Source organism: Mesorhizobium sp. M0140, from assembly GCF_040322475.1.
Taxonomy (GTDB): Bacteria; Pseudomonadota; Alphaproteobacteria; order Rhizobiales; family Rhizobiaceae; genus Mesorhizobium.
Genome location: NZ_JAMYTM010000003.1, coordinates 117145 through 140111 on the forward strand (window position 1 = coordinate 117145; position 22967 = coordinate 140111).

Sequence of the window (22967 nt, forward strand, 5' to 3'; positions counted from 1 at the left end):
GAGGTGACGGATATGTCGGATACCACTCTGGTGCGGCCACGCGCCGAATTCCTGCGCGGCGTTTCCATGCGCGACGCCGGCACGCTGATCGGCCTTGTCGTGATCCTGGCAGTATTCGGCGCGCTGGTGCCTGGCTTCTTCGCCGAGCGCAACCTGATCAACATCCTGCAGCAGTCGAGCATCAATGCCTGTCTGGCGCTGGGCATGACGCTGGTCATCATCTCCGGTGGCATCGACCTGTCGGTCGGGCCGACGGCGGCACTCTCGGCCGTCATCTCGGCCTCTATGATGGTCGCCGGCGTGCCGTTTCCGCTGGCCATCGCCGCCGGCTTCGCCATTGGCCTTGCCTGCGGCCTCGTCAACGGCGTGCTCGTCGCGTATGTCGGGCTGCAGCCCTTCATCGTCACATTGGGGACGCTCAGCACCTACCGGGCGCTGGCACTGATCTACACCGGCGGCAATCCGGTTCTGGGCCTGCCCGCGGGGTTCCGCGCCATCTTCAACGGATCGCTGTTTGGACTGCCTCTGGCGGTCGTCATCGTCGCCTGCGTGGCTGTCGTCGCCTGGGTCGTTTTGAAGAAGACGCCCTTCGGCGAATATCTGCTTGCCGTCGGCGGCAACGAGGAGGCGGCCTACATCGCCGGCGTGCCGATTGCCCGCACCAAGATCGCCGCCTACATGATCTCGGGCCTGCTGGCGGCGCTTGCCGCGCAGATCCTGATCGGCCGGCTCGGCGCCGCCGAGCCCATCCTCGGCAATCTCTGGGAACTCGACGCCATCGCGGCTGCCGCCATCGGCGGCGCCTCGCTGATGGGCGGCAAGGGCAGCATCGTCGGAACCATCCTGGGCGCTATCATCCTCGGCGCCATGCGCAACGGTTTGACGCTGATGAACGTCCAGTCCTTCTATCAGCTTCTGGCAACTGGTCTTATAATCCTCGCCGCGATGCTTATCGATCGCGTGACGAGGGGGCGTGGATGACCTTGAGCGGGCTGGACCTGAAAGCGGTAGGACCGCGCATCCGCATGATGATGCCGCATCTCACCCCGTTGGAGGCGAAGGTGGTGGAAACCGTCTTCGGCCGGCGCGGCTTCGATGAGAGCATTCCGCTGAAGCAGATCGCCGAAGAGTCCGGCGTGTCCGAGGCGATGGTGGTCAAGATCGCCAAGAAGCTCGGCTTTTCCGGCTATCGCGACTTCCGCACCGCCGTCTATGAATACAGTCGCCTGCCGACCGCCGAGATGCACCAGGAACTGTCGTCCGACGACAGTTCGGCCGAGATCGTGCAGAAGGTGTTCCGCACCTCCATCCAGGCGCTGGAGGAAACGCTGGCAATCCTCGACATCGAGGATTTCGACCGCGCCGCCGAGCTGCTCTTCCGTGCCAAGAACCGGGATTTCTATGGCGTCGGCGGCTCGGCGCAGATCGCCCGCGATGTCTCGCACAAGTTTCTGCGCATCGGCATCCGCGCATCGGTCTATGACGATTCGCATATGATGCTGATGTCGGCCTCGCTGCTCGGCGGCGACGACATCGCCGTCGGCTTCTCGCATTCGGGCAACACGTCGGCCGTCATCGACGCCATCCAGCTGGCCCGCAAGAACGGTGCCCGCACGCTGGCCATCACCAATTACGACAACTCGCCGCTGGCTGCGGTCGCCGACATCGTGCTTTGCTCGACCGCGCAGGGTTCGCCGCTGATGGGCGAAAATGCGGCGGCCCGCATTGCCCAGCTCAACATCCTCGACGCGCTGTTCGTGGCGGTGGCGCAGCGCGATTATCAGGCGGCGGAGCGCAACCTCGGCCGCACCATGTCGGCGGTGACATCGAAACGAAAAGACCGGGGCTCATGACGACAACGCCGCTGGTCACCGTGTTCGGCAGCTTGCACTACGACATCATGGTCGACGCGCCCGACCGCCCACGCAAGGGCGAGACGGTGACCGGCCATGCTTGGCACCCGAAATGCGGCGGCAAGGGCGGCAACCAGGCTGTCTCGGCGGCGCGGGCCGGCGTGCGCGCGGCGATGATCGGCGCCGTCGGCGACGATGATTTCGGGCGGGCGTTGCTGGCCAATCTCGATCGCGCGCTGGTCGACCACCGCTTCGTGCGGGTGGCCGCTGGCGCCAGCTCCGGCATGAGCGTGGCGATCTTCGACGCGGGCGGCGACTATGGCGCGGTGATCGTCTCAGGCAGCAATCTGACACTGGGCCATGCCGACATTGCCTCTGCTTCCGATGTGATGGCCCAAACGGCAGTGCTTTTGTTACAGAACGAAGTGCCGGAAGCCGGCAACATTGCCGCCGCACGCGCCGTCAAAGCACAGGGCGGCCGCGTCGTGCTCAACGCGGCCCCCGCGCGCAAACTCTCCGACGAGTTGATCGCCCTGGTCGACATATTGGTGGTCAACGCAATCGAGGCGGAATTCCTGGCTGGCACAGCAGTGGTGGAGACGCAGGACGGGGCCGCGCAAGCCGCACGATTGCTGGCCGATCTTTATCCGGTGGCGATTGTCACGGCGGGCGGCGAGGGCGTCGCCTCCTGCGACCAGACCGGCGAGGCCTTTGCGCTGCTGGCCGTCCCGGTCAAGGTCGCCAGCACGCATGGCGCCGGCGATGAATTCGTTGGCGCGCTGGCCGCGGGACTTGCCCGAGGAGAGACCATGCACGCGGCGGTCACCGCTGCCAACGCGGCTTCGGCGTTGCTGGTCTCGACGCCAGAGGCCGAGCGCGACGGCATCTGAACGGCTGGTTTCGTCTTGCCGGACCGAAGCGGCGGCCGCCTATCCTTGCGGCCTCGCGCGAATTCCGCTAAGGCGCGCCTTTGTCGCCGGGGAACACGGACTTGGACGATCAACGCGCCGACGTAGCCATCATCATGGGCAGCCAGTCCGACTGGGCGACGATGCGTCATGCCGCCGAAACGCTGGAAGCACTAGGCATCCCGCACAAGCGGCTGATCATTTCCGCGCATCGCACACCGGACCGGCTCTATGATTTCGCCAAAGGCGCCAAGGCGGCCGGTTACAAGGTGATCATCGCCGGCGCCGGCGGTGCGGCGCACCTGCCCGGCATGACGGCGGCGATGACGCCGCTGCCGGTGTTCGGTGTGCCGGTGGAATCGAAAGCGCTTTCCGGGCAGGATTCGCTGCTGTCCATTGTCCAGATGCCGGCCGGCATTCCCGTGGGCACGCTGGCCATCGGCAAGGCCGGCGCCGCCAACGCAGCCCTTCTGGCCGCTGCCGTGCTGGCCCTGAACGATGATAGCCTTGCCGTCCGTCTGGATGCCTGGCGCGCCGCGCAGACCGCTAAGGTCGCGGCAGAACCGACGGATACGCCGTGAGCCTGCCCGCCGGATCGACCATCGGCATCATTGGCGGCGGCCAACTCGGCCGCATGCTGGCTGTTGCCGCCGCCCGCCTCGGCTACCGCACCGTGGTGCTGGAGCCGCAAGCGGATTGCCCCGCGGCACAGGTCGCCAACCGGCAAATAACAGCTGCCTATGACGACTCGGCCGCCCTTGCCGAACTGACAGCGTCGAGTTCCGTCATCACCTACGAGTTCGAGAACGTCCCGGTCGCGGCCGCCAGCGCTCTGGCCGCCAAGGTTCCGGTCTATCCGCCGGCGCGTGCGCTGGAAGTGGCGCAGGACCGGGTGGACGAAAAAACATTCCTCAACGGCATCGGCATTGCCACCGCGAATTTCCACGCCGTCGACAATGATGACGAGCTGACGGCGGCGCTGAAAGCGTTCGACGGCAGCGGCATCCTGAAGACTCGGCGCATGGGCTATGACGGCAAGGGCCAGCGCGTCTTCAGCAACATGGAAGCCGGCGGTCTTGCCGGCACCTGCGAGGCGATGGGCAATGTGCCGCTGATCCTGGAGTCCTTCGTGCCGTTCGAGCGCGAGATCTCGGTGATCGCGGCGCGTGGGCTGGACGGTGCGGTCGTCGCCTACGATCCGGCCGAGAATGTCCACCGCAATGGCATTCTCCATACGTCGACCTTGCCGGCCGGCGTAAGGCCCGAAACCGCGACAGCAGCCCGAATGGCGGCATCGACGATATTGTCGGCGCTGAACTATGTCGGTGTCATCGGCGTCGAGTTCTTCGTGCTGGCGGACGGCTCGCTGCTGGCCAACGAGATCGCGCCGCGCGTGCACAATTCCGGCCATTGGACGGAAGCCGCCTGTATCGTTTCGCAGTTCGAGCAGCATATCCGCGCCATCGCCGGCCTGCCGCTCGGCAGCCCGGACCGCCACTCCGACTGCGTGATGGAGAACCTGATCGGCGACGATGTGCTGCGCGTCCCTGAGCTTCTCGCCGAGCCCGATCTGATGCTGCATCTCTACGGCAAGGCCGAAGCGCGGCCCGGCCGCAAGATGGGCCACTTCACTCGGATCAGCCGTCGCGCCTCATAAGGTTGCCTACTGCACGTCGTCGCTCTCGTCCTCGCCTGGATTGGCGCAACTCACATCGCCTTCCTCGCAATTGGCCGCGGCAGCGAGCTGCTTGACGCGATCATTGGTCAATCTGGTCAGGCATTGCGAGACTTCCATCGAATGGATCGATCCGCCTTCGCTGGCGGCAGTGGAATGCGCGCACTCGGCATCGCGAAAAGTGATCCAGGCGCGTTGCGCCACCTGCAGCAATCTCTTGCCGCCGGCATCATCCGAGCTGGTGAGGTTTTGATAGGCCTTGTTGAGCCTAGCGTCGGCGGCCTGATAGTCTTCGCCGGCACAGATGTTCATCATCTGCTGGCTATCATCGCTGCGGTCGCATTCCTGCGCGCGCGCAACCGAAGCTGCCGCCAGCAGGACAAGGCAGGCGGACAGGAACATTCGGCGCATGGTTCTCTCCAAATCACTTCACGGCGACCGCATCATCCCAGCCGGCCCAGGGCCGCGCAATGCGCCAGGCCGATATGGCGGATAATTGATGACAGGGATGATTCACAGCCGCAATGGAGCACGCTTGCGGTTGACAGGGACAAGGCTCCTCGTTTATGAGCCACCCACAGTTCAAAGGCGCGTCTTCTGGCGCGCCTTAAAATTTCGACCCGGACCGGGTCCACACCGACAGGCAAGACCATGAAGATCAAGAATTCGCTCAAGGCGCTGAAGGCGCGTCACCGCGACAACCAGCTGGTTCGCCGCAAGGGCCGCGTCTACATCATCAACAAGACCGCCCCGCGCTACAAGGCACGCCAGGGCTGAGCTTTCGGCAGGAGGCTGTTGCCTCCGCCCATTTGATGCTTGTTGCCGCCTGCCGGCCTTTCACGCCAAATTCAGTTTGACGTTCCGCCGCCCGGGACTAGAGTCCGGTGATGCGGATTCTTTTTGCATTTTTGACATCTCTGCTTGTTTCCGGCGCCATTTATGGCCCGGCATGGGCGGATGATGCTGTCGCGCCGCCGGCCACTCAGGACGCCCCGCCCGCCGCAACGACGAAACAAGCCCGCCTCGACCAGTTGTTCAGCGATCTGAAACGCGAGCGCAACGAAAAGGCGGCCGAGCGCATCGCCGGCAACATCTGGGGCGAGTGGTCGCAATCCGGCAGCGCCTCGATCGACCTGATGATGCAATGGTCGCAAAAAGCCGTCGAAAGCCAGAAATTCGACGTCGCGCTCGATTTCCTCGACCAAGTGGTGACTTTGCAGCCGACCTATGCCGAAGGCTGGAACCGGCGTGCCACCGTGCATTTCATGATGAAGAACTACGGCAAGTCGATGTCCGACATCGACCATACGCTGCAGCTCGAGCCGCGCCATTTCGGTGCGCTGTCCGGCCTGGCGCAGATCATGGCGTTGACCGGCCACAAGCAATCGGCGCTCGAGGCCTGGCAAAAGGTGCTGGCCATCTATCCGATGATGCGCAGCGCCCAGGACCAGGTCGGCACGATTTCGGAGGAACTTGCCGGTGAAGGCATTTGATTGCTCTAGGGGAGTGGGGAGAATAAGGCAGTAGGGGCAGATTGTACCTGCGGAACACACACCCTACTCCCCTACTCCCCTACTCCCCTACTCCCCTACAACTCATCCCCCTCCACCTCCGTATCTCCCCCATGAACCTGATCTACGCCGCCCTTGCCTTCCTGATGGCGCTTGTGTTCGGCTTCGTCGGCGTCACCCGCGTCGGCTCATGGCTGATCGAGCGCCGCAATCCGCCGATCGGCGAGTTCGCCGACATTGACGGCGCCCGCATCCACTATGTCCATGTTCCGGCACCCGCCAATGCCGAGCTGCCGCCGATCGTCTTCATCCACGGCGCCAGCGCCAATCTCAGGGACCAGATGCTGCCGCTGCGTCCCTTGCTCGAAGGCCGCGCCGAAATGCTGTTCTTCGACCGGCCAGGCCACGGCTGGTCGGGTCGCGGCACCAACAACGAGAACCCGTCGGCGCAGGCCGACACCATTGCCGCACTGATGGACCATCTCGGCATCAAGAAGGCTGTCATCGTCGGCCATTCCTTCGGCGGCGTGGTGACATCGGCCTTTGGCCGGGAGCATCCCGACAAGACGCTCGGGCTGGTCTTCCTCGCACCGGCGACCCACCCATGGCCGGGCGGCGCAACCGCCTGGTACTACGATCTGACTACCATGCCGGTGCTCGGCTGGCTGTTTTCCGAGACGCTGACCTATCCGGCCGGTACACTGCAGATGGCCGACGCCACCACCTGCGTTTTCTCGCCCAACAAGGTGCCCGACAATTATCTCAGAATGGCCTCTATCCCGCTGGTGCTGCGACCAACAGCCTTTCGTGCCAACGCCACCGATGTCGCCGGGCTCTATCGCTATGCCCTCGGCGCCGCACCGCGCTACAACGAGATCAAGGCGCCAACCGTGGTCATTTCAGGCGATCGCGACAAGGTGGTCTATGCACATATCCATTCGGTCGGCCTGGCGCGCGACATTGCCGGTGCCGAACTCGTCTGGGTGCACAATCTCGGCCACAAGCCAGACTGGATCGCGCCCGACCTGACCGTCGGCGCCATCGAGAAGGTCGCCGGGAAGAGTATAGACCTGCAGGCGATGGCAACGGCAGTGGAGGCGCGCATCGCCGGCGACGCCTACGGCGCCGGCAGATGCGCCGATATCAAGGTACCGCAGGCCGAACTCGCGCCGACCTAAAGCGGATCACCTGAATCCGTTCAGAGGCGACACGCTTTAGGAATCTAGCGGCTGACTTGTGTGTCCGATCCGATGTAGGCGATGCGCAGCATGTTGGTCGAACCCGGTGTCCGCAACGGTACGCCCGCGGTGATGATGACGCGGTCGCCCGGCTTGCCGAAGCCTTCGTCGAAGGCGATGCGGCAGGCGCGATTGACCATGTCGTCGAGGTCGACGGCGTCGGGTGAGACGACGCAATGCGTGCCCCACAAAAGCGACAGCCGCCGCGCCGTGTTGAGGATCGGCGACAGCGCGATAACAGGCACTTGCGGCCGCTCGCGGGCGGCGCGCAGGCCTGTGGTGCCTGATGCGGTGTAGGTGATGATCGCCGCCAGCTTCAGCGTTTCGGCGATCTCGCGCGCGGCCAGCGAAATGGCATCGGCGCCAGTCGCCTCCGGCTCGGAGCGCTGGGCGTTGATGATGCCGGCATAGGTCGGATCGGTTTCGACCTTGGTGGCGATACGGTTCATCATTGCCACGGCCTCGACGGGATAGGCACCCGCCGCCGATTCCGCCGACAGCATGATGGCATCGGCGCCTTCGAAGACGGCGATCGAAACATCGGACACCTCGGCGCGGGTCGGCACCGGTGCCGTGATCATCGATTCCAGCATCTGCGTTGCAACCACCACCGGCTTGCCGGCGCGGCGTGCGGCGCGCGTGATCTGCTTCTGGATGCCGGGCACCGCCTCGAGCGGCATTTCGACGCCGAGATCGCCGCGGGCGACCATCAGCGCGTCGGACAATTCGATGATCTCGGCCAGCCGGGCGACGGCCTGCGGCTTTTCGATCTTGGCCATGATCAGCGCCCGGCCGCGTGCGATCTTGCGCGCTTCGGCCAGATCCTCCGGCCGCTGCACGAAGGACAGCGCCACCCAGTCGACGCCCGTGGCCAGCACGGCATCGAGGTCCTTGCGATCCTTCTCGGTCAGCGCGCCGACCGGGAGGTCGGTGTCGGGCAGGCTGACGCCCTTCTTGTCGGAAATGGTGGTGCCGGCGACGACGGTGCAGACGATCGACTTGCCGTCGCTCTTCACCGCCTTCAGCTCGAGCTTGCCATCGTCGATCAGCAGGCGATGGCCGGCTTCGACCGAGCTCAGGATTTCCGGATGCGGCAGATAGACCCTGGTCGAGGTGCCAGGCTCTGGATTGTCGTCGAGGGTGAAGGTCTGGCCTTGCGTCAGCACTTCCTTGCCGTTGGCGAACTTGCCCACGCGCAACTTTGGCCCTTGCAGATCGGCCAGGATGCCGATCGGCCGGCCAACCGCTTCCTCGACAGCGCGGATGCGTCCGACCAGCGTGCGCATCAGTTCATGGTCGGTATGGCTCATATTGATGCGGAACACATCGGCGCCCGCTTCGAACAGTTTCTTCAGCATCTCCTCCGACGAGGAGGCCGGACCGATGGTGGCTAGGATCTTGACCTTGCGGCTACGTCTCATTGACTGTTTGTTCCCGGGGCGGCTGGAGCGCCTCCCGTTGTGGACTCATCGGTCAGCTGGACCATCCAGCTTGCCTGTTCGCCCGTGTCATATTCCTGGAATCCGGCGCGCTGGAAGCCCCGGGCGACGCAGTCGGTTACGCCGGCGATCTTGAACTCTTTTTCAGCCACGCACATGTTGATCGGGCCGTCCCAGCGTCCACCGCGCTCGGCGTCTTCTGCATAAAGATAGTAAAACCTTGATGACAGCGGCCCTTCGATCAGCGTCTTGCAACTCGATCCCTCGATGTGCCACCAGCCTTCGGTGATCCAGCCGGCCTTGGCGCGATAGCCGATGCCGACACCGACCAGGTTCTGCGTGGCGTTGCAGACGCGGAAATCGGCACGCGCCGGCGAAGCCACGACCATCGCCGACAGGCCTATGGCAAGAGTGAGGAGCGGCATGGCAAAGGCAGAGCGCATGCGCTGCCCGCCGGCGGAACTCATCCGAAAACCCCTCAAAAACCACATCAGCATCTCTCTGCGCCCCTTTTCGGAAAAGTCCGGGCGCATGTCAACGCACCGTTTTGTCCAATTCCAATCGATTTAGAAAGGCTCCGGCGCACAATTCGCCGACGTGTGCCAGATTTCCCGGGAAACCTTGGCCAAACAACGGCATTGCGCAAGCGTCGTCTTCGTGGAATGACGATAGCACCCTCCCCGGAAGCCCGCGAACAGACCATTTCCCGCCAATGACCCGATCCACAGTTTTCGCGCCTTTCGACGTCATCGAGGGCGACCGCAAGCGAGGCATCGTGCTGTTGGGCGATCATGCCCGTCGCGACCTGCCCGACGACTACGGCAGCCTCGGCCTGCCCTCGGCCGAGTTCGACCGGCACATCGCCTATGACATCGGCGTCGAGGCGGTGACGCGCGAACTGGCTGCCCTGCTCGGCGTGCCGGCGGTGCTTGCCAATTTTTCGCGGCTGCTGATCGATCCCAATCGCGGCGAAGACGACCCGACGCTCATTCGCCAGCTTTATGACGGCACTGTCGTACCTGGGAATTACCCCATCGCTGCCGATGAGCGCGAGAGGCGGCTCGACGGGTTCTACCGGCCCTATCACGACGCCGTCGGCGCCATGATCGCCTCGGTCGCACAGGCTTCCGCCCAGGTGCCCTTCATCTTTTCGGTGCATTCCTTCACCCCCGCCATGCAAGGAATCCAGCGTCCTTGGCACGTCGGGATCCTGTGGGACCTCGACGACCGCGTGGCGCGGCCGTTGATAGACATGCTGGCGCAGGACAAGAACCTCGTCGTCGGCGACAACGAACCCTATGACGGCGCGCTGCGCGGCGACACCATGTACAAGCACGCCATCGTCAACGGCTTCGCCCATGCGCTGATCGAGATCAGACAGGATCTGATATCGGACCAGAAGGGCGCGCTCGCCTGGGCCGAACGGCTGGCGCCGATCGTTGACGCGATAGACCGCCGTCCCGATATACATGTGGTGAAGATGTTCGGCTCGCGCACCGGGCCGCTATGACGGAGGTTTCGATGAACGAACTCAGCGACGAGCAGCAACGCGATTTCGAGGCGGCCGCCTTCCGCCGGCTGGTCGAGCATCTGCGCGAGCGCAACGATGTGCAGAACATCGACCTGATGAACCTCGCCGGCTTCTGCCGCAACTGCCTGTCGAACTGGTATCGCGAGGCAGCCAATGCCGAGGGCGTCGAACTCACCAAGGGTCAGTCGCGCGAGATCGTCTACGGCATGCCTTATGGGGAGTGGCAGGCGCTCAACCAAACCGAGGCCTCCGACGCCAAGAAGGCCGAATTCGAGGCAAGGCGCCCCCAAGACCATTGACGCCGTCGCCCCAGTGATCGCTTACGGCTATGTTTGGCTCAAAATGCTCCCAGAAAGAGCCTTGACTGAAAATTGAATCGATCTAATTTGCCGCGCGAAGCCATTTTCAGCGGGATTCGCCTCATGAACGCGTCAACTGCCAAGCTGACTGCCATTCGCGGACGATGGGCGCTCGCGGCCATTTTCCTCGCCAACGGCTTCCTGACGGGCAGTTGGGCGCCGCAGATTCCTGTGTTCCTGACCCGGCTGGAGATTTCGAAGTTCACGCTCGGTCTGCTGATACTCTTATTCGGCGTCGGTGCCGTCGTCGCGATGACCTGGTGCGGCCATTTGATCTCCAGACATGGTTCGCGCACCGTACTGCGCTGGTTCGCCCTGTGCGGCAGCCTCGGTCTGATGGTCGTGGCGCTGGCGCCCAACGTACCGCTGGCGGCCGCGGCCATGATCATCTTCGGCGGCTCGATCGGTGGCATGGACGTTGCCATGAATGCCAATGCCGTGGTGGTCGAACGGCGGCTCTCCCGCGCCGTCATGTCGTCCTCGCACGGCTTCTGGAGTCTCGGCGGCTTCGCCGGCGGCGGCCTCGGCGGCTTTGCCATCCAGCACTACGGCCACCTCGCCCACGCGGTGGCGGTAACGGTGTTTGCCTTCGCGGTGATCGCGGTGGCCGTTCGCCATCTCCTCACCGAAGACAGACCGCAGGCAGCCGAGCACCACAAATTCGCACTGCCGGCAAACCCGCTGGTTTATCTGATCGGACTGATGGCGCTGCTGGCGATGATCTCCGAAGGCGCGGTGCTCGACTGGGCAGCCCTGTATCTGCGCCAGGAACTCGGCGCCGATCTCGCCGTTGCCGGCCTCGCCTACGCCGGATTTTCGGGCGTCATGGCGGTTACGCGGTTCTTCGGCGACGGCATACGCAATCGCTTCGGCGCGGTGACGACGCTGCGCGTGTCGGCCCTCGTAGCCGCGGTCGGCATGCTGGTGGCTGGCCTGGCGCCCTCGCCCTGGCTCGCTATTGCAGCCTTTGCCTTTTGCGGCTTCGGCATCGCCAATATGGTGCCAATCATCTTTTCGGCCGGCGGCAACCAGGAAGGCATGTCTTCCGGCACCGGCATGAGCGTGGTCACCACTATCGGATACTGCGGCATACTGGTGGCGCCGTCGGCGATCGGCTTCGTTGCCGAGCATTCCAGCTTCGGCCCGATCTTCATCACCATGTCGGGACTGCTGATCATCGTGTTGCTGATGGCCGGGCTCGCTCACCGCGCTGAATTCGCGCCAGCACCCGCCGAATAGCGTTTCAGCTCCTCATGCAGAAAATCCACCACCCGGCGGATGCGCACGCTGGTACGCACATCGCGATGCATCGCCAGCCACACCGGCAGAACTGGCAGCGGCAGGTCAGGCAGCACCTTCTCTATCAAAGGATCCCTGTCGGCCAGCGGCTCCTGACCGAGGCCGATGCCGTTTCCCGCCCGCACCGCTTCCCACAAAACGATCTGGTTGTCGGCCCTGAAGCGGAAGCTGCTCCGGGTGACGGGGATACCATGCTGGGTAAAGCCCCTGATGATCTCGTCGCCGCGGTCGAAGCCGACCAGGTCGTGGTCGACAAGGTCGGCGGGCTTCAGCGGAGGGCCGCGCCTGTCGAGATAGGATTTGGCGGCGCAGGCGCAGAGCTCGATATCGCAGACCTTGCGTGCCATCAGCTCGTTCTGCGCCGGCTTGACCATGCGGATGGCGATGTCGGCATCTCGACGCAGCAGGTTTTCGACCTGGTTGGAGGCGACGATCTCGACCTCGATGCCGGGCTCCTCGATCCCCAGCCGCATCGTCATTTCAGGCAGGACATAGGCCGCCACCACCTCGCTGGCGGCGATGCGCACCGTGCCTTCGATGGCCTCTACCGAACCCAGCGCCAGCAATGAGAAGGCGCTTGCCTGCTCACTGACCGCCTTGCCGCGTTCGAACAGCGTGCTGCCGGCCTCCGTCAGTTCGTAGCCGTGCCGTCCTCGACGGAACAGTGTGATGCCCAGCGCCTGTTCCAATTCGCCGATGTGACGGCCAAGCGTCGGCTGGCTGGCCGAAAGCTTTCGCGCGGCGGCCGACAGGCTGCCGGATTCCGCCACGGCGACAAAGCTCTTGATCAGGTTCCAGTCGATTTCAGCCATTCATTTATGAATATCAGATCGCCATCTGTAGTCAATTTCCATTCGCGTTCGGAGCGACCATATTCCGGCTGCAGACACCAACACGGACTGCAAACACCAACCAGGAGAACTCAGATGACCAAGATCGCTCTCACCACCGCCGCCATCCTCATTTCCGTCAGCGCCGCTTTTGCCGGCAGCGACAAGTTTGGGTCGAACGACGCCAGCCAGCCGACTGTCACCAGCACCGACAACACGACCACCGCTTCGATCCACAACCCGGATGCGGCCGTCCGGCAGCCGGTCACGCAAGGCAGCAACCGCGACCTCTTCGGCAGCCGCTGATCTCGATCGCGCTTGTCGCTGATCCCGATCGCGCGTCCAGACCGGCCACGCAAATCCCAACCCAGGAGTGCTTCCAATGACCAGTATCGCAATTCTCGGTGCCAATGGCCGGCTCGGCCGCGTGGTCGCCAAGGCCTTCATCGACGTGGGCTACGAGGTCCGCGCCGTCACCCGCAACGGCAAACTGCCAACTGAACTTGAAGGCGCTACGGCCGTTGCCGGTGACGCGCTCGACCGGGAAGCGCTGATCCGCGCCACGGAAGGTGTCGATATCATCTTCAACGGCCTCAACCCGATCTACACCGAATGGGTCAAGTGCCTGCCGATCGCCGAGAATGTCATGGCCGCTTGCCATGCCAACAACGCACTGCATCTCTTTCCCGGGACCGTATACAATTACGGATCGCCGATGCCGGAGGTGATCACGGAAGACACGCCGTTCCGCCCGACGACCGACAAGGGGCGCATCCGCGTCGCCATGGAGGACCTGTTTCACCGCGAGGCCGAAGCACGCCGCGTCCGCACCATCATTTTGCGGGCCGGCGACTTCTTCGGCGGCACCGGCAGCGGCTCGTGGTTCGACTTGGTCGTCGCTGCCAAGATCAACAAGGGTATCTATACGGCGCCCGGCCCGGTCGACCTCGTGCATGAATGGGCCTACCTACCGGATCTGGCCAGGGCTTTCGTCGTACTGGCGCAGAACCTGGACAAGCTCGGCGCTTATGAAGCCTTCAACTTCCCCGGCCATCCCGTCACCGACCTGGAGATCAAGGCAGCCGCAGAGAAGGCGCTTGGGCGTCCGCTCAAGATGACCTCGATGGCCTGGTGGGTGCTGCGCGCCGGTAGCCCGTTCGTGGCGATGTGGCGTGAGATCGTGTCGATGTCCTATCTGCGCTTCGAACCGCACCAACTGGCGTCGGCAAGGCTGGAAGGCATCATCGGCGCGATCCCGCACACGCCGCTGGATCAGGCCGTCACTGAAGCTCTCGGGGATATCGGCATTGCCACCGTGACCCGCGTTGCGAAAGCTGCCTGACGTCCGCGATGGCGGGCGATGCTCCTCCGCACATTGACAATCTCCGCGGACTGAGAGGGCGCCTCAGAGCCGTCCCATCAACAGCAGCACCATAAGCACCACCAGCACCACGCCGACAATACCCGAGGGCCCATAGCCCCAGGAGCGCGAATGTGGCCAGGCCGGCACCGCGCCGATGAGGATAAGGACCAGGACGATGATGACGATGGTGGTGATCGGCATGAGAACCCCGCAATTCGACGTTTCGCCCAACAACAATCCAAAAGGCCGCCGGGTTGTCCCGGGCGGCCTTTTGCGGTCAAATCGGCATTGGTCTATTCGGCGGCTTTCGGAAAGGCGATATCCGGCTCGGCTCCGGTATCCTGCCCCTGCGCATCGGTCGAGGAAATCTCGCCCTTGCCACGCCGGAACAGCCGGCTGAACCAACCGCGCCGTGCGCCCGGCTTGACCTTGGCGCGGGTGAACACGATCAGCATCGACGGCGTCACCACCAGCGTCAGCACGGTGGCGAAGGACAGGCCGAAGACGATCGCCGAGGACAGCGAAATCCACCATTGCGTCGACGGCGCGTTGATCGTCGTCTCGTGATGGAAGATTTCCAACCCGAGGCCGAAGGCGATCGGCAGCACGCCGAGAATGGCCGAAACAGCCGTCAGCACCACCGGACGGGCGCGCTCGCGGCAAGTCTGCAGCACCGCCTCGACCTTGTCCCAGCCTTCTTCACGCAGCCGGTCATAGGTGTCGATCAGCACGATGTTGTTGTTCACCACCACGCCGGCCAGAGCGATGACGCCGATGCCCGACATGACGATGCCGAACGTCTCGCCTGTTATCAGCAGGCCGAGGAACACGCCGATCGTCGCCATGACCACGCAGGACAGCACCAGCCAGACGCTGGTGAACTTGTTGAACTGCGCCAAGAGCACCAGGAAGATCAGGAAGATCGCCGCCCCGAAGGCCTTGCTAAGAAAGGCGCTGGCTTCGGCGCTGTCCTCGTTCGAGCCGGCCAGCTTCCAGCGGATGCCGCTGCCGAGATCCATGTCGGAGACGGCTTTGGTGACCTGCTCCTGCACAGCCGCGACCTGAGCGCCGGCGGCGACGTTGGCCTGGACGACCACCGTACGCGCGCCGTCGATGCGGTTGAGGATGCCGACCGTCGGCTCGGGCTTGCGCACGACGAAGTTCGAGATCGGCACCGAGCCTTGTGAGGTCTGCACCCTGAGTTCGTCGAGCGTCGACAGCGTGCGCCGGTCTTCGGGCAGCCGCAGCCTTATGTCGACCGCGTCGTCGGCTCCGGCAGGCCGGTATTCCGAGAGCTTCAGCCCGTTGGTCACCAGTTGCACCACCGTCCCGACCGAGGTTGGGCTGATGCCGTACTGCGCCGCCTTGGCACGGTCGACCTCGAGCGCCCAGTCGACACCGGGCGGCGGCAGGCCGTCGGAAATATCAATGACGCCGGGCACCTTGCCGATGCGCGCCGCAACCTCACGGGCCTTGTCGTCGAGCCCCTTGGGGTCGACGGCCGAAAGCCTGATCTGGATCGGCTTGCCGGTCGGCGGACCGGCTTCCGGCACGCGCACCTCGACATCGACGCCGGGAATGCCGGCCATGACGCCGCGCAGATCGTCCAGGATGTGGTTCGCCGCCTTGCGCTCGCGCCAGTCGATGAACTCGTACTGGATGACGCCGACGACGTCTTCGGGGATATCCTGGCCGCCGCCTTGCGTCTTGCCGACGCGGGTGTAGACCGACTTCACGCCCGGCCAGCCGAGCAGCCTGTCTTCCGCGATCTTGGTCGCGGTATCCATTTCGGCCAGCGAAAGATTGCCGCGCGCATGCACGTAGAGCAGGCCGTAATCCGGTTCGACATTCGGGAAGAACTCGACGCCGGCGCCGTATTTCGAATAGGCAAAGCCGACGCCGAACAAGAGCGCGACGGTCAGCACCAGCACGGTGATGGGGAAGCGCACCGCCTGCTTGACGATCGCCATGTACCAGCCGTCGCGATTGTCATCCTCATGATGCGGCGGCGCCTTGGCGAAGATCGCACCCAGCGTCGGCGCGAAGACAAGCGCATAGAGCATCGAGGCCGATAGCGTGACGATCAGCGTGATCGGCATGTACTTCATGAAGTCGCCGATGATGCCCGGCCAGAACAGCAGCGGTGAGAAGGCGGCGATGCGCGTCATCGTCGCGGCGATGACCGGACCGGCCATGCGCTTGGCTGCGAGCGCGAAGGCTTCCTCCTTCGGCATGCCTTCGCTCATCCGCCGTTCGGCGAACTCGGTGACGATGATGGCGTCGTCGACCAGCATGCCGACGGCCAGGATCAGGCTGAACAGCACGATCATGTTGATCGTGTAGCCCATCATCGCCAGCAGCAGGATGCCGATCAGGAACGACGACGGAATCGCAAGCCCGATGAGCAGCGAGGCGCGGCCGGACAGCGCGTAGAGGATGACGATGAACACCAGGATGACGGCGATCATCACATGGTTCTGCAGGTCGCCGAGCAGCTGGTTGACGAAGACCGACTTGTCCTGCGTGTAGGTGACGTTCATGCCCTCGGGCATCGACTTGACGAACTCGTCGGACACCGTTCGCACCTTGGCGATGGTGTCGATCAGGTTGGAGCCGATGCGCTTCTTGACTTCGATGGCGATGGCCGGCTTGCCGTTGAGACGGGTCACCGTTTCGGCATCCTTGAAGGTCGAGCGGATCGTCGCGATGTCCTTGGCCTGCACCACGGCATTGGGGCCGGCGACCACCGGCAGTGCGGCGACGTCCTCCGGCGTTTCGATCAGCGACGGCACCTTGACGGCGTATTTGCCCTCCGAGCCTTCGATGTTGCCGGCGGCGACCAGGCTGTTGGAGTTGCCGACCGCACCGATCAACTGATCGAGCTGCAATCCATAGGAAGACAGCTTCATCGGATCGATGACGACCTCGACGAGATCATCGCGCGCACCCTGCAGCGAGCCCTCGAGAACACCGGGAACCTCCTCGATGCGGTCGCGCAGTTCACGCGCGGCGGCGGTCAGCACGCGTTCGGGCAGATTTCCCGAGAGCGTGACGACGAGCACGGGAAATTCGGAAATGTTGACTTCGGTAACGACGGGTTCTTCCGCCGCCTGCGGCAGGTCGGCCTTGGCGTCCTGCACCTTGCTGCGCGTGTCCTGCAGCGCGGTGGCCAGATTGGTCTGCGGCTGGAACTCGACCAGCACGTAGCCGCCGCCCTGGAAGGCGGCCGAACGCATCTCCTTGAGGCCCTTCAGGCTTTTCAGCTTGCTTTCCATCGGCCGCAGCAGAAGCCGCTCCGAATCCTCGGGCGAAATGCCCTGATAGATCAGGCTGACATACATCATCGGAATCGGAACGTCGGGCTCCGCTTCCTTTGGCGTCGCCTGATAGGCGACCCAGCCCGCCAGCAGAAGGAAGACGAGGACCGAAATGGTCAGGCGGGCATTGTTGATTGCGAGTCTGACGATATCCATGGCTAACGCCTGTTCTTGAATTTCCACGAGCTGCGTCGCAGCCGATTGTCCCCGCCCAGGGCTAGTCCGTCGCGACTTGTGCTACGCTACTGGGTGCCGGTCGTCGCCTCGCCGAGCAGCTTCTTGATGATCGCCTGGTCGGCCTCGACCGGATTGACCAGATCGCCTTCCTTCACCAGTTCCTGGCCGGCGACGATGATGCGGGCGTCGGCCGGTATGCCGCCGAGGACGAGGCCGGTCGGCGTGTCGTCAACGAGGTCGATCGGGAAGAACGCCACCTTGTTGTCCTTGCCGACGGCACGGATGCCGAGGTCGCCCTTGTCGCCGAGCGTCACAACCGAGCGCGGCAGCAGCACCGCGTCGGTCGGCTGTGCGTTGAGCGCGATTTCCGCCGTCATGCCGGCCGGCACGGAGCCGTCGGCATTGGGGACGGCAACCTCGACGCGGAAGGTGCGGGTCGCCGACGAGGCGTCGCGGCTGATGTAGCGCACGGTGCCTTCGACCGTCTGGCCGCTGACCAGCCGTATGGTGGCCTTGTCGCCGAGCTTGAGATAGCCGAGATCGCGCTCGCTGACTTCGCCACGGGCAATCACCGGATCGAGCTTGAGGATGGTTGCCACCTCGCCGCCTTGCATGACGGAACTGCCAAGTTCCACCGGCACCCGGTCGATAACGCCGTCGAAAGGCGCCTTCACCTCGTTGCGGTCGAGTTCGGCCTGTGCCGTTTCCAGCAGCGACTGCGCCGAGGTCAGGTTCGAGCGCGCGGTGTCGAGCTGCAGCTTCGGCAGATTGCCGGTCTTCATCAGCCGCAAGGCTGCGTCCAGCTCGGCCTGGCGCTGCACCACCAACTGCTTGGCGTTGTCGACCATCGAGATCTTTTCTTCCGCCGCAAGCATCAGCACCAGATCCCCCGTCTTGACGTGATCGCCTTGCTTGACAGGTAGCTTGTCGATGACACCGGCGACGCGCGTCGCCAGCACCGCCCGCTTGTCGGCTTCGGTCAGCCCGGAAATGCGGATGGCGCGTGCATAGGTCTTGCGAGGCGGTGTCACCACCGCGACCGTGCGCAGCGGTGCCTTCGGCTCGGCTTCCGCCGTCTTCGGCTTGCTCGCGTCCGGCGCCTTGGCCTGTTCGGCTTCGGCTGCTTTGGCTTTGTTGGCGGCTACGCTGCCGACCGACGAAAACTCGCCTGTCGCCATCCACGCCGCGAAACCAATGAGCACAACAACGGCTGCAAGCTTGTGAAACCTGATTCTCATCGTCGTTTTTTCCACTGCGGGTTCGGCCAGCGTCCTCATAACGCGGGCGCGTCGCCGATATGGGTGCGCGCCGAGCCGTGTTCAATTTGCCGTGATCGGCGAAGCGCGCTTCTACATCAAAGTTGCACCGCAATATAGTCTGAAAGTTGCAAGATCATTGCGCCGGCGGACAAGATGCGCCGGCCGCTGCCCAGTTTTCGATCGCTTGATAGGTTGCTTCGGCGGAGCCCGGGGCTGGTTCACGACCCGCTCCTGGCGCCCAGCCCCAGGCGACCAATCTGTCGTCGCGAACATGCAGCGCGATATCCTTCAAGCTACGGTTGCCGTTGCGCAGGGGATCCTTGATCTGGGCGCAGATTTCGGCCGAGGATTTGCCGAACCAGGCCATCTCGGCTGGCGCCAGATGCCAGTTCTCGGCCCCGGGCGGACCGTGCAATGCCTTGGAATTGCTGGCGAAATGGCAAGTCGTGCAGCGCAGGCCCGGATTGCCGAAGCCCGACCCGTCAGCACCCCGCTGGACATTGAAGGCGTGAACGCGCGTACCGCCGTAATGCGCACCCGACCAGCGCGGCCGCTCGTCCGCGACATGACAGTCGGCGCAGCGCGGATGCGAGAACACCGCATAGACCTTGTCCCATTCGGACAGGCCTTTCGCCGCGTCGACGGTCGCCGGCGCCGGCATCTGGCTCTCTTGCGCGATCGCAAACGGCGCTGCGAGCACGAGCATGGCAGCAGGCGTCAGCATGATGAGGAGCTTCTTCATGCGAAGGCCACCGTTTTCGACAGCGGCAGCGTGCGGACGCGCTTTCCGGTGAGCGCGAAGATGGCGTTGGCGAGCGCCGGAGCCGCCGGCGGTGTGCCGACCTCGCCGACGCCGCCCATCTTGTGGAAGTTTTCCAGGATGGCGACTTCGAAGACCGGGCACTGGAAGATCCGCATGGCGTCGAAATCGTGGAAGTTCGACTGTTCGACCATGCCGTCGGCGAAGGTGATTTCCTGACCCATAGCTGCGGAGAGTCCGTAGATGGCGGCCGAAATCAGCTGCGCCTCGATGATGCCGGGATCGAGCGCGGTGCCGACATCGGCGGCGATCCACACCTTCTCGATGCGGATGCCGGCCGGCGTGTCCGCCACCTGGACGATCTCGCCGACCCAACTGCCGAAGGACAGCGTGAAGGCGATACCCCTGGCCTTGCCGGCGGGCAGCGCCTCGCCCCATTTCGCCATCGCGGCGACTTTCTCCACCACCTTCACCGCCGAGGGATAAGCGGCCATCAGTCTCTTGCGCATCTCGACCGGATCGATTTTTCCGGCAATGGCGATCTCGTCCATGAAACCCTCATGGAAGAAGCCGTTGACCGAACTGCCGACCGAGCGCCAGGAGCCGACAGGGATGGAGACCGGCGCCGCGATACCGCTGACCCGGTAGTTCGGAATGGTGTAGGGCTGGTCATAGGCACCGTCGACGATGCTCTTGTCGGGACCGAGCGGCGATATCGAAGGAAACAGCCGGCGCAGCATGCCGGCAATCACCGATGGCGAGGCCATCCTCATGTCGACGGCGACCGGCATGCCATCGTCGCCGAGCCGCGCCTGGAACTTGCCGATAGCGGCCGGCCGGTAGGCGTCGTGGCGCATGTCTTCTTCACGCGTCCAGGTCACCTTGATCGGGCGCCCGCCCGTCTCCTTCGCCATCAGCGCGGCGCACAGCGCGTAGTCAACCTCGACGCGCCGGCCGAAACCGCCGCCCATGAAGGTGGTGTGCACAGTGATCTTGTCCTGCTCGATGCCGACCGCGTTGGCGCAAAGCTGCCGCACCAGGGTCGGCGCCTGGTTGCCGCACCAGATGTCGAGCGCGCCGTCCCTGAGCTGCGCCGTGGCGTTCATCGGCTCCATCGTCGCATGCGCCAGATAGGGCACCGCATAGTCGGCCTCGACGATCCTTTCACGCGGCGCGTCGGCAAAGGCGGTGTCGACGTCGCCATTGTCGCGCATCACCGACCCCTTGGTGCCGAGCGCCTGCTTCAGGACATCTGAAATAGCGGCGCTGCTGAGCGGGTATTCGGGATCGGACCACTGGGCATCGATCGCCTCGGCCGCCTTGAATGCCGCCCATGTGTTGTCGGCGATGATGCCGAAGCCATGGCCGTAATTCGTCTCCAGCGGCACGATCTTGATCACACCGGGCATTTTCTCGGCTTTCGAGAGGTCCGCCTTGATCGGCGCCGACCAGAAGCGCGGGCTCATCTTGACCGTGCCGTAGACCATGTCCGGCAGCCTGACATCGATGCCGAAGATCGGCGCCCCGGTCACCTTGGCCAGCATGTCGATGCGCTTTTGCGGCTTTCCCAGCAGTTTCCAGTCGGCCCGGTCCTTGAGCCTGACTTCGGCCGGCGGCGCCATCGCGGCGGCGGCCGCGGCGACCGCGCCATAGGTCAGCGACTTGCCGGACGCTTTGTGCAGGATCGAACCGTCGGCCGTTTCCAGATCGGCGGCGGCGACACCGAGTTTTTGCGCCGCAGCCGCGATCAGCATCTGCCGGGCGACTGCACCCGCTTGCCGCATCTTGTCAAAACCGTCGCGTGTCGAAGCCGAACCACCGGTGCCCTGCAGGGCAAGGAACTTGCCGACCACACCGAGACCCGAGCGCACCGCCTGCGCGGTCATGCTCTCGTCGAAGAAGGCGAACGGACCGCCCTCTTCGAGGATCGCGGCGTTGTAATAGGCATGGGAGGCCGGTCCATGCTCCACCTTGACCCGGTCGAGCCCAACGTCGAGTTCCTCTGCGACCATGGCCGCCAGCGTCGTCGAGATGCCTTGCCCCATCTCGGCCCGCGGCGCGACGATGGTGATGGTGTTGTCGGCGCCGATCTTCACATAGGGGTTGAACGTCGCCTCACCCTTGCCGAGTTCGGCCTCGAGCGGGTTCGGAAAGGGCTTGCGATAGTAGTAATAGCCGACGGCAACGCCGCCCGCGACGGCGGCAGCGCCGATCAGAAACGTGCGGCGGGCGATCTTTCCGACACTGGCCATGGTCAGAGCCCCGCCGTCTTGAGCGCCGCGGCCTTCTTGATGGCCGAGCGGATTTTGGGATAGGTGCCGCAGCGGCAGAGATTGCCGCCCATGGCGTTGTCGATATCGGCGTCGCTTGGGCTGGCGACTTCGTCGAGCAGCGCCACCGCGCTCATGATCTGGCCGGGCTGGCAGTAGCCGCATTGCGCGACCTGTTCCTCCAGCCATGCCTGCTGCACCGGATGCAGTCCGCCTGCTGTGCCGATGCCTTCGATGGTCGTGACAGCGCCGCTGACCTGGCCAACCGGGAGTGAGCAGGAACGCACCGGCTGACCGTCGACATGAACCGTGCAGGCGCCGCAGGCGGCGATGCCGCAGCCGAATTTCGGCCCGGTCTTGCCAATGAGATCGCGCAGCGCCCACAGCAGCGGCATGTCAGGATCGGCATCGATATCGAAAGACTGACCGTCGACGGTAAGGCGCATGGGGATACCCTTTGTTGTCGTCCACTGCCAAGGGCGAAGCGTCCTTTCGACCGTTTCGCCCAATACAGATTGACAAATTTCGTCATTTTGTCAAATAGGATTTTGCAGGATAGAATTGCTCCATGAACCAGATCGAAGACATCGCCGCCACAGATCCCAAACGCGTCCGTATCCTGGATGGCGCGATGAAGGTGTTTTTGGCCTATGGCTTCACCCGCACCACCATGGACGACATCGCCCGCGCCGCAGACATGTCGCGCCCGGCGCTCTATCTCTTGTTCAAGAACAAGACCGACATTTTCCGCGCCATCGCCATGATGATCCTGTCGCGCTCGGTCGAGGCGGCAAAGATTGCCCTATCCGGCGATGGCCCTTTCACCGAGCGCATGATGCGGGCCATCGATGAGGCATTCATCTCGATGATGGGCGCGGTCGTTGCCTCGCCGCACGGCGCCGAATTGCTGGATATGAAATCGAGCCTTGGCGATCTGGTAGGCTGCTGGCGCGGCGGGCTTGGCCAACACATCGGCGCCGCGATAGAGGGCGAGGCAGCCAGGAACGGCGTCGACCTGGCGGCCAGGGGCCTGTCGGCACAACTGCTCGCCGACATGCTGCTCGACGGGCTGGAAGGCATGAAGGCGCGGATCAGAGATCCGGAGGGACAGCGGCAGGCGGCCGCTGCCCTGATCAGGGTGATCGACCTGACCTTGAAAGCTCGATGAAACCAGCTGT

The 22967-nt window shown here is 64.1% G+C and carries 24 protein-coding genes; 14 read left to right on the forward strand and 10 right to left on the reverse strand.

Annotated elements, in window-relative coordinates; translation table 11 throughout:
• Window positions 1-12 precede the first annotated feature (12 nt).
• From NKJ37_RS04290 to NKJ37_RS04310, 5 genes are all read left to right on the forward strand, one after another.
• On the forward strand, window positions 13-981 hold the full coding sequence (locus NKJ37_RS04290; protein WP_128305974.1) for an ABC transporter permease: 969 nt from the start codon (window positions 13-15) through the stop codon (window positions 979-981).
• Window positions 978-1853, forward strand: coding sequence for a MurR/RpiR family transcriptional regulator (locus NKJ37_RS04295; RefSeq protein WP_013529211.1), 876 nt, complete (start codon window positions 978-980; stop codon window positions 1851-1853). The genes NKJ37_RS04290 and NKJ37_RS04295 overlap by 4 nt, the downstream gene beginning before the upstream one ends.
• On the forward strand, window positions 1850-2743 hold the full coding sequence (locus tag NKJ37_RS04300; protein WP_352772863.1) for a ribokinase: 894 nt from the start codon (window positions 1850-1852) through the stop codon (window positions 2741-2743). Before NKJ37_RS04295 ends, NKJ37_RS04300 begins: the two co-directional genes overlap by 4 nt.
• Window positions 2744-2844: 101 nt before the next feature.
• Window positions 2845-3342 carry a 5-(carboxyamino)imidazole ribonucleotide mutase gene (purE, locus tag NKJ37_RS04305; protein ID WP_023810926.1) on the forward strand — a complete coding sequence of 166 codons (498 nt, stop codon included), beginning with the start codon at window positions 2845-2847 and terminating at the stop codon, window positions 3340-3342.
• A complete protein-coding gene (locus tag NKJ37_RS04310) occupies window positions 3339-4418 on the forward strand; it encodes a 5-(carboxyamino)imidazole ribonucleotide synthase (RefSeq protein WP_352772865.1) in 1080 nt (359 codons plus the stop codon). Before purE ends, NKJ37_RS04310 begins: the two co-directional genes overlap by 4 nt.
• 6 nt (window positions 4419-4424) lie before the next feature.
• On the opposite strand, the gene NKJ37_RS04315 is transcribed toward NKJ37_RS04310, so the two are convergent.
• Window positions 4425-4847 (reverse strand): lysozyme inhibitor LprI family protein, encoded by a 423-nt coding sequence (locus tag NKJ37_RS04315; protein ID WP_352772868.1) that lies wholly within the window; start codon window positions 4845-4847, stop codon window positions 4425-4427.
• A 240-nt stretch (window positions 4848-5087) separates the two neighbouring features.
• On the opposite strand from NKJ37_RS04315, the gene ykgO reads away from it, so the two are divergent.
• The 3 genes from ykgO (at window position 5088) to NKJ37_RS04330 (ending at window position 7125) form a co-directional block, all read left to right on the forward strand.
• Complete coding sequence (gene ykgO / locus NKJ37_RS04320) at window positions 5088-5213, forward strand: type B 50S ribosomal protein L36 (RefSeq protein WP_006327841.1); 126 nt, start codon at window positions 5088-5090, stop codon at window positions 5211-5213.
• 110 nt (window positions 5214-5323) lie between these two features.
• Window positions 5324-5929, forward strand: a complete 606-nt coding sequence (locus NKJ37_RS04325) for a tetratricopeptide repeat protein (RefSeq protein WP_352677372.1) — start codon at window positions 5324-5326, stop codon at window positions 5927-5929.
• Between the two features lie 131 nt (window positions 5930-6060).
• A complete protein-coding gene (locus NKJ37_RS04330; protein ID WP_352772871.1) occupies window positions 6061-7125 on the forward strand; it encodes an alpha/beta fold hydrolase in 1065 nt (354 codons plus the stop codon).
• A 44-nt stretch (window positions 7126-7169) separates the two neighbouring features.
• Here NKJ37_RS04330 and pyk read toward each other — a convergent pair whose 3' ends face one another.
• Window positions 7170-8606 carry a pyruvate kinase gene (gene pyk, locus NKJ37_RS04335; RefSeq protein ID WP_023810921.1) on the reverse strand — a complete coding sequence of 479 codons (1437 nt, stop codon included), beginning with the start codon at window positions 8604-8606 and terminating at the stop codon, window positions 7170-7172.
• The gene (locus NKJ37_RS04340) at window positions 8603-9091 is read right to left on the reverse strand and encodes a DUF1036 domain-containing protein (RefSeq protein ID WP_127260459.1); all 489 of its coding nucleotides are present in this window, start codon (window positions 9089-9091) and stop codon (window positions 8603-8605) included. The genes pyk and NKJ37_RS04340 overlap by 4 nt, the downstream gene beginning before the upstream one ends.
• Window positions 9092-9336: 245 nt before the next feature.
• On the opposite strand from NKJ37_RS04340, the gene NKJ37_RS04345 reads away from it, so the two are divergent.
• The 3 genes from NKJ37_RS04345 (at window position 9337) to NKJ37_RS04355 (ending at window position 11753) form a co-directional block, all read left to right on the forward strand.
• Window positions 9337-10134 carry an N-formylglutamate amidohydrolase gene (locus NKJ37_RS04345; protein ID WP_352772874.1) on the forward strand — a complete coding sequence of 266 codons (798 nt, stop codon included), beginning with the start codon at window positions 9337-9339 and terminating at the stop codon, window positions 10132-10134.
• Window positions 10135-10145: 11 nt separating this feature from the next.
• Window positions 10146-10454 (forward strand): DUF1244 domain-containing protein, encoded by a 309-nt coding sequence (locus tag NKJ37_RS04350; protein ID WP_352772877.1) that lies wholly within the window; start codon window positions 10146-10148, stop codon window positions 10452-10454.
• Between the two features lie 123 nt (window positions 10455-10577).
• Window positions 10578-11753, forward strand: a complete 1176-nt coding sequence (locus NKJ37_RS04355; RefSeq protein WP_023810918.1) for an MFS transporter — start codon at window positions 10578-10580, stop codon at window positions 11751-11753.
• On the opposite strand, the gene NKJ37_RS04360 is transcribed toward NKJ37_RS04355, so the two are convergent.
• Window positions 11717-12625, reverse strand: a complete 909-nt coding sequence (locus NKJ37_RS04360; RefSeq protein WP_352772879.1) for a LysR family transcriptional regulator — start codon at window positions 12623-12625, stop codon at window positions 11717-11719. The two genes, NKJ37_RS04355 and NKJ37_RS04360, sit on opposite strands and share 37 nt — an antisense overlap.
• A 114-nt stretch (window positions 12626-12739) precedes the next feature.
• On the opposite strand from NKJ37_RS04360, the gene NKJ37_RS04365 reads away from it, so the two are divergent.
• Complete coding sequence (locus NKJ37_RS04365; protein ID WP_023810916.1) at window positions 12740-12949, forward strand: DUF680 domain-containing protein; 210 nt, start codon at window positions 12740-12742, stop codon at window positions 12947-12949.
• 76 nt (window positions 12950-13025) lie between these two features.
• Window positions 13026-13985: an SDR family oxidoreductase gene (locus tag NKJ37_RS04370; RefSeq protein WP_352772881.1), complete on the forward strand. Its 960-nt coding sequence runs from the start codon at window positions 13026-13028 to the stop codon at window positions 13983-13985.
• 63 nt (window positions 13986-14048) lie between these two features.
• Here the strand turns inward: NKJ37_RS04370 and NKJ37_RS04375 are convergent, their stop codons facing one another.
• From NKJ37_RS04375 to NKJ37_RS04400, 6 genes are all read right to left on the reverse strand, one after another.
• On the reverse strand, window positions 14049-14207 hold the full coding sequence (locus NKJ37_RS04375) for a DUF3309 family protein (RefSeq protein ID WP_023810914.1): 159 nt from the start codon (window positions 14205-14207) through the stop codon (window positions 14049-14051).
• A gap of 92 nt (window positions 14208-14299) precedes the next feature.
• Window positions 14300-17479, reverse strand: a complete 3180-nt coding sequence (locus tag NKJ37_RS04380) for an efflux RND transporter permease subunit (protein ID WP_128305531.1) — start codon at window positions 17477-17479, stop codon at window positions 14300-14302.
• A gap of 86 nt (window positions 17480-17565) precedes the next feature.
• Window positions 17566-18738, reverse strand: a complete 1173-nt coding sequence (locus NKJ37_RS04385) for an efflux RND transporter periplasmic adaptor subunit (protein ID WP_031213157.1) — start codon at window positions 18736-18738, stop codon at window positions 17566-17568.
• A 154-nt stretch (window positions 18739-18892) separates the two neighbouring features.
• Window positions 18893-19501 carry a hypothetical protein gene (locus NKJ37_RS04390; RefSeq protein WP_352772884.1) on the reverse strand — a complete coding sequence of 203 codons (609 nt, stop codon included), beginning with the start codon at window positions 19499-19501 and terminating at the stop codon, window positions 18893-18895.
• Window positions 19498-21771, reverse strand: a complete 2274-nt coding sequence (locus NKJ37_RS04395) for a xanthine dehydrogenase family protein molybdopterin-binding subunit (RefSeq protein ID WP_352772887.1) — start codon at window positions 21769-21771, stop codon at window positions 19498-19500. Before NKJ37_RS04395 ends, NKJ37_RS04390 begins: the two co-directional genes overlap by 4 nt.
• Before the next feature lie 2 nt (window positions 21772-21773).
• Entirely contained in the window at window positions 21774-22235 is a 462-nt protein-coding gene (locus tag NKJ37_RS04400; RefSeq protein WP_352772890.1) for a (2Fe-2S)-binding protein, read from the reverse strand.
• 122 nt (window positions 22236-22357) lie between these two features.
• Between NKJ37_RS04400 and NKJ37_RS04405 the strand changes: the two genes are divergently transcribed.
• Window positions 22358-22957 (forward strand): TetR/AcrR family transcriptional regulator, encoded by a 600-nt coding sequence (locus NKJ37_RS04405; protein ID WP_352772892.1) that lies wholly within the window; start codon window positions 22358-22360, stop codon window positions 22955-22957.
• Window positions 22958-22967 lie beyond the last annotated feature (10 nt).